The sequence below is a fragment of the Lamprobacter sp. genome (assembly GCF_034860625.1).
Taxonomy (GTDB): Bacteria; Pseudomonadota; Gammaproteobacteria; order Chromatiales; family Chromatiaceae; genus Lamprobacter.
Genome location: NZ_JAYESN010000195.1, coordinates 1 through 5834, shown reverse-complemented (window position 1 = coordinate 5834; position 5834 = coordinate 1). Strand labels below are relative to the sequence as shown.

7 protein-coding genes are annotated in these 5834 nt (G+C 57.3%); 2 read left to right on the top strand and 5 right to left on the bottom strand.

What is annotated here, in order from left to right; genetic code table 11:
• Positions 1-280: 280 nt before the first annotated feature.
• The gene (locus tag VBE63_RS23740) at positions 281-1156 is read left to right on the top strand and encodes a mechanosensitive ion channel family protein (RefSeq protein WP_323685491.1); all 876 of its coding nucleotides are present in this window, start codon (positions 281-283) and stop codon (positions 1154-1156) included.
• 298 nt (positions 1157-1454) lie between these two features.
• Here the strand turns inward: VBE63_RS23740 and VBE63_RS23735 are convergent, their stop codons facing one another.
• From VBE63_RS23735 to VBE63_RS23720, 4 genes are all read right to left on the bottom strand, one after another.
• Positions 1455-1853, bottom strand: coding sequence for a type II toxin-antitoxin system VapC family toxin (locus VBE63_RS23735; RefSeq protein ID WP_323685490.1), 399 nt, complete (start codon positions 1851-1853; stop codon positions 1455-1457).
• Positions 1853-2077 carry a hypothetical protein gene (locus tag VBE63_RS23730; protein WP_323685489.1) on the bottom strand — a complete coding sequence of 75 codons (225 nt, stop codon included), beginning with the start codon at positions 2075-2077 and terminating at the stop codon, positions 1853-1855. The genes VBE63_RS23735 and VBE63_RS23730 overlap by 1 nt, the downstream gene beginning before the upstream one ends.
• 1591 nt (positions 2078-3668) lie before the next feature.
• Positions 3669-4250 carry a hypothetical protein gene (locus tag VBE63_RS23725; RefSeq protein ID WP_323685488.1) on the bottom strand — a complete coding sequence of 194 codons (582 nt, stop codon included), beginning with the start codon at positions 4248-4250 and terminating at the stop codon, positions 3669-3671.
• Between the two features lie 89 nt (positions 4251-4339).
• Positions 4340-4645, bottom strand: coding sequence for a hypothetical protein (locus VBE63_RS23720; protein ID WP_323685487.1), 306 nt, complete (start codon positions 4643-4645; stop codon positions 4340-4342).
• 390 nt (positions 4646-5035) lie between these two features.
• Between VBE63_RS23720 and VBE63_RS23715 the strand changes: the two genes are divergently transcribed.
• Entirely contained in the window at positions 5036-5533 is a 498-nt protein-coding gene (locus tag VBE63_RS23715) for a transposase (protein ID WP_323685492.1), read from the top strand.
• Here VBE63_RS23715 and VBE63_RS31585 read toward each other — a convergent pair.
• Positions 5472-5723, bottom strand: a complete 252-nt coding sequence (locus VBE63_RS31585) for a DUF433 domain-containing protein (protein ID WP_416274653.1) — start codon at positions 5721-5723, stop codon at positions 5472-5474. The two genes, VBE63_RS23715 and VBE63_RS31585, sit on opposite strands and share 62 nt — an antisense overlap.
• Positions 5724-5834 lie beyond the last annotated feature (111 nt).

The window sequence follows — 5834 nt, the reverse complement described above, 5'->3', positions numbered from 1 at the left end:
TCGCCGCAAGCTCCGCGACCTGGAGGAGCTGGGCTGGATCATTCGTCGCAACAACGGTTTTCTGGTTGCCTCCAGCAAGGCCGCGCAGGACTTGGCGCCCGCGACCGAGGCAACTCTCCGCTACCTGGCTGCCGTCGTCGGCGCCTGCATCGAGGCCATGTCCGACTGAGTCTCCGTTTTGCGGCTTGCTGTTGGCCGCCCACTTTGGGCGCAGCGGCGCTTGCCTCGGGTCCGTGCATCCGTTGCAATAGGGCTGTCCTAGCTTGCCATTCAGGGCGCCGTGATCATCGCCGCCTGGTTCGGTCTGCTCATCGTCGCCCGGATCATGCGCGCCGTCGACCGGACGCCGTCGCTCAACAACATGCTGAGCGGCTTCCTCGTCATCGCCGTGTACTGGCTCACCATCGCCTTCGGCCTGATGGTCGTGCTTGCCGCGGTCGGGGTGAACATCACACCGCTGTTCGCCCTGGTGGGCGGTGCCTCCTTCATCATCGCCTTCGCGCTGCAGGAGACGCTGGGTAACCTCGCCGCGGGACTGATGATCATGTTCAATCGCCCCTTTGATGAAGGCGACTATGTGCAGGTCGCCGGTCTCGGCGGCACCATCAAGCGCGTCTCGGTGGTCTCCACGACCGTGACCACGCCGGACAACCAGGTGATCGTGATCCCGAACTCCAAGGTCTGGGGCGACATCATCACCAATGTCACCGCCTCGGACACGCGCCGCGTCGACCTCGTCTTCGGCATCGGCTATGGCGACTCGATCGAGAAGGCGCAGGCGGTGCTCGAGCAGGTGATCGCCAGCCATCCGCTCGTCCTTGAGGACCCGGCGCCGAACATCAGGGTCAGCGAGCTGGGGGACAGCTCGGTCAACTTTATCGTCCGCCCCTGGGTGAAGACCTCGGATTACTGGACGGTCTACTGGGATCTTCACCGCGCGGTGAAGGAGGCGTTCGATGCCAACGGCATCTCGATCCCGTTCCCGCAGAGGGATATGCACCTGCATGTCGCCGACAACGGCAAGGCGGCGGGCACGGCGGCTGTCGCGACGCTGACTGGACAAGACACCCAATCCCGCCGCGACGTCACCGACTACGCCAGCGGCGACCATGGCGCCGACGAGGCCGAGGACGGAGGCGAAGGCGAGCGCGGCTAGCGCAACACGGCCAATGCCGGCAGCCCGTTAGAACGGCCGGCAAGTGCCGGTCTACGGGTCAAGGGAATTCCGCCGTTATCTGGAATGGGGCATCCTTGCCTACGGTTTTGCCCGGGCGAGGTGTCCGGACTGCGGGCATGATTTCCTGTGCGCAGGATCGCGCCGGCCTGGAGCCGCTGCTGCGCTATTGTGCTCGCCCGCCGGTAGTGATCCAGATCTGTTGATTTGCCAATCAAATTCTAGATTTATAATGATTAAATATTATTCAACAACAGATTTGGATTACTACCGGCTTTTTCTATGGTTTAACCTGAAAGCCTGCCTGCTTAAAATGCTCATCAAATGCAAACGCAACTTGAATTTGATATTCTGGCATTAAGACAAATGACGAACAATCTGTAAAACTCCATTCCTTATCCGCACGCTCGCGAAACAAAGTCACTGTTGCACTAATCTGCGTTGGCGTAAGATAAATCAGTTGGGTCTTCCGACTTGTTTGCAGCATATCAAGAAACTTCACCGCATAGCTGTGACCCACACGGGACAATAACAAAGTGACGGTCTCATCCATGACATAATCGCTTGTAATCAGCGACGATGTATTGTTTTTCAGAAATAGCTTTGCCGCTTCATGATCCCGATCCTTGCGAACCATTGCTGCATACCATGCACCAGTATCAACAAAAATGCTCTGCATTATGAAGCACCGTACAGGTAAGCATCATGCCGCCGTGCCACGTCACTGTCTTCTCCTTCCGCAATACCGATAATATCAAATAGAGGGTCTTGCTGACTGACTGATTCAGCTTGCAAGGGAACCCCGTCTTCTTTAGCTAGTTGCGTCAGAATAACCTGCATCAGTCTGAATTTATCAGTATGCGATAAAGACGTAATAATAGGGATAACTTCACTGACTGTCATAAAACATACCTTTCAGTATTTAAGATGCGGGACTAACGACAGCATCAGCTGGCGCACTATTCGCGCGCTCGGCTGAATGCCATCGTGGTACGCCCGGCATGGGTATGAACTGATGGGGTGAGAGTCCCCTGTAGGAGGATCACCGTCTGGTCTCTGATCAGGCGACAACTACTAGCGAAGGGCAAGTGCTGAGCCGCGAGGCGAGGTCTGAAGGAAGCCTGGAGCAAATCTGAGAGCCTACGAAAAAAAGACCTTGATCATAACTCCGTCCACCTGCCGCAGCAACCGTCCGCGAACCATACTCAGTAGCTGGATATTAATGATTACTGCCGAAAACCACCGGCGACACCGGGTTTTGGAAGGACTTATGATCAAGGCCGAACAGAAACGTCATAGAAGGCTGAGAGCCCGGGGCGAGCTAGCCACAGATAGCGAAGCCCTGTGATCCGACATGGGTACGGTAAATGGCGAGGTTGTGCGCTGAAAGTTCATGTTCTTATCCTGGGAGATCTGTCTCGCGAGCGGTTCGTGCGCCTATGGGAGTCGAACTGAGGCCAAGTCCGAAAGAAATTAATTCCAGCCTGGACCCTTTAATTCTCGCGTGGGCGTGACTGCAATGCCGAGGACCGCGAGAACGCGCGTCGGCGTGAGGTGCAGGCTGCCGGGCTGGTGGCGGATGCCGCTGGGGCGCTCGAAGCTGGGCGCACGGTGATCGTCGCGGGCGACTACAACATCCAGGCACCGGGCCGGGTGCGGCGGGTCGGCACCGGGCGAGGACTGCGCGCCGACCGAGGGGCGCTGTGAGGGGCTGTGCGGGCCGGGTGGGCGCGATGGCTATGACGATAGCCTTGCGCTTCTGCTTGGCGTCGATGACTCCGCGCGGCTGCTGTCCGGCGCGCTGGATTCGACCTATGTGGCGCGGCATTTTCCGGGTGGGGCGATCGATCACATCCTCGTTGCGGGTCCGCAGGCCGGAGCGTTCGCGGAGGCGACGACGCCGCCGGTCAGCGGTAAGCGCTGGATGGGGTCGGATCATCGGGGGGTGTTGACCCGAGGCGAGCCGGCGCGCTGAGTGAGCGCCGATGATTGCCCAGACCGGCTGGCAGGCCGAAGTGATTCCGGTGCATGCGCGGCTCGGGTTCGGGCGCTCAGTGCCCGAAGGCGCGCTCGCGGCGCTCATGAGCTTGGGGCGGCCTTGCGCATCGCGCCAGTCCAAGACCTGGCAGACCCGGCGCGCGATCTCGGCGCGCAGGGGTGGGTCCGCCTCGTTCACCACCTGGCGAATCCGCTCCAGATCCGCCCTATCAAACGCCCGCCCGCACAGCCGGCTCGGAATCCACTCGTCCGTCCGCTCTCGCCCCATCTGGTGTGATGCGGCACCATCTCAGCAGACGTCGCTCACTGTGTCCAGCCCTCGTTGACTCCAGCCCCTTTGAGATGTGGGTAATGGCATGGGTGGGGGTGGCCCCCGAGGGCAGGTCGTATAATTCTTTAAACAGCACTATCCGACGGCTTAGTGCGCAAGGGGCGCAGAAACATGGTTATTATATTGCCATAGCAAGGACGAATCATTGCGCGCCTTGCAGGATAGTCAGTCACGCTTTAACAAGAACACGGCAACACCTGAGACAACAACGATAGCTATCAACTCTACCGCTAGGATGGACCAAGCTAGCTCGTATTGGCCATAGGTTGGCAAATCAAATAGGAAATGGAACCCATCAAACCTTTGGGTAGAGTGCTGTCTATAAGTGGAAACTTTGTTAAACGGCGGAAACAGACACGCGAGCAGAAAAAGAAACCCACCAACACCCACAACCTTCTTATGAATCGGCAACTGTGCAATCTCGTCTTTCAGCGACATAATCTGCATCCTAAACTTTCGGTAAAGTAGAGAACCAATAACGACTGTAGCAACACCGACCCAAACCCACGGGTCCGTAGCTACCTTCACCAGTTCAGGCCGACAATCGGCACCGTTCTTATACGCTCTGGAATCGATTCCTACTTGTGCTGCGACATAGCGAGGCGTCTGACCCGTCTTTTCTGCAAGTAGTTGAATTAACTCGCAATCACTAAGCTTGCCAACAGCATCCGTGTGTCGTGCTCGAAGTTCATCAAGGGTATTCGACATAAATCCTGACCGATACAACGGCAACTGAAACAGCTTCAATGGGCACGCCTTCGGCCACTTAGTAGCTAAACACGCACGGTTCGCACTGCGGGCTTCTGTGCATCTGGCAGGCTAACTCCCGCAAAATGTCATAAGCGAGCCTCCTCATCTTTCTCCATCAGTGTCGACAACATCGCGACAGTCCGAACGTCGATCTCGGAGATGCGCAGCCCTTTGTCTTTGTCGATCGGCAGTGAATGGTTCTCCAATGATAGACGAACCGCCCGCATCAGGCGATCGGCCCTCTCTTGCAGCAGGTGGTGCGGATTAGACTTTCCTGTCAGCCACTTAGCAGCGGTCATGCGGTGTACATCCATTAACACCGCCAGGTGGCGTGGCCCCACGCCGGCGCGTCGAAGCAGGTCTGCGCTCCAAGTCTGTTCGTTGGTGTTCATCTATGCTCTCCGGCGAGGTGGGGCAAGCTTTCGTGCGCTTGATAAGCAGGCGATGAAAGCCTATCAGACGGTGGGGCGCCGATGCGAGTCTTATACATCAACCTTGTTCCAGCCCTTTTAAGGTGACGAAATTCGTCCGACTGCAAGCCACTGATTTTTCGTCAATGCGCTTGCGGCGGACCGCACGGTTCGGTGACAGCCAGATTTACCAAGCCTCATAAGCCACTGAACTTAAATGTTTTTTTATGCGCCTTAAAAGGGCTGATCAACCTTGTTCCTCACAAAACACAAGCGGCAGTCGTGCTAGTGCAACCCTATTAAATACCTGAGACCGTTCCCAGATAGTGGCGTTGTCATTCTCATCATACATAATGCTCCTGCACGCTCACCCTGATCGCTGCGTTCGATGTCGTCACAGGCCAAGTGGCCTACCGCATCGGCCCGACGCGCACCGAGCAGGACTTTGCGGCGTACTTGGCCGACCTGCTCGCCCAACGCAATGACAAGACGCGCTGGCACTTGATCATGGACAACCTCAACATCCACTGCTCGGAAGCGGTCGTGCGCCTCGTCGCCGAGGTGTGCAAGCTCGACATCGACCTCGGCGTCAAAGGCCAGTCCGGCATCCTCAAGTCGATGGCCACCCGTGAGCGCTTCCTGCGTGCCCCGAGCCACAGCATCGTCTGCCACTTCACGCCCAAGCACGCCTTGTGGCTGAACCAGATCGAGATGTGGTTCTCCATCCTGGCGCGTAAAGTGATCCGTCGTGGCAACTTCCGCTCCCTCGATGAGCTTCATGATAAGCTCGCCAACTTCATTGATTACTTCAATGATAAACTGGCCAAGCCGTTTCGCTGGCCCTATACCGGTAAGCCGCTCGCGGCTTGATTGGTTGGTCGGTATCAGGATTTTCACAGTGATGCACTAGATAGTCATCCAAAATCGCCCCCGAGGATTCGCCTTGAGCGAGCAAGCTCAAGATCAATTCGACGGAGATGCGCAGGTCGCGGATGATGGGCTTTCCGCCGAACACATCTGGACGAACGATAACCCGTCCTAACAGCTCGTTTTGGCTCATGGTCATCAGAACCGCCTAGCGCCAGCCTCAGCCGTCGCGAGCGTAGCGAGCAGTCGGACTGGAGGCGTTAGTGTACGCCCGGCATGGGCATGAACTGATGGGGTGAAAGTC

What these genes read in the sequence shown, in the direction of transcription:
- VBE63_RS23735 (WP_323685490.1), bottom strand. Translation starts at nt 1,853, where the DNA reads ATGCAGAGCATTTTTGTTGATACTGGTGCATGGTATGCAGCAATGGTT.
- VBE63_RS23730 (WP_323685489.1), bottom strand. Translation starts at nt 2,077, where the DNA reads ATGACAGTCAGTGAAGTTATCCCTATTATTACGTCTTTATCGCATACT.
- VBE63_RS23720 (WP_323685487.1), bottom strand. Translation starts at nt 4,645, where the DNA reads ATGAACACCAACGAACAGACTTGGAGCGCAGACCTGCTTCGACGCGCC.
- VBE63_RS31585 (WP_416274653.1), bottom strand. Translation starts at nt 5,723, where the DNA reads ATGAGCCAAAACGAGCTGTTAGGACGGGTTATCGTTCGTCCAGATGTG.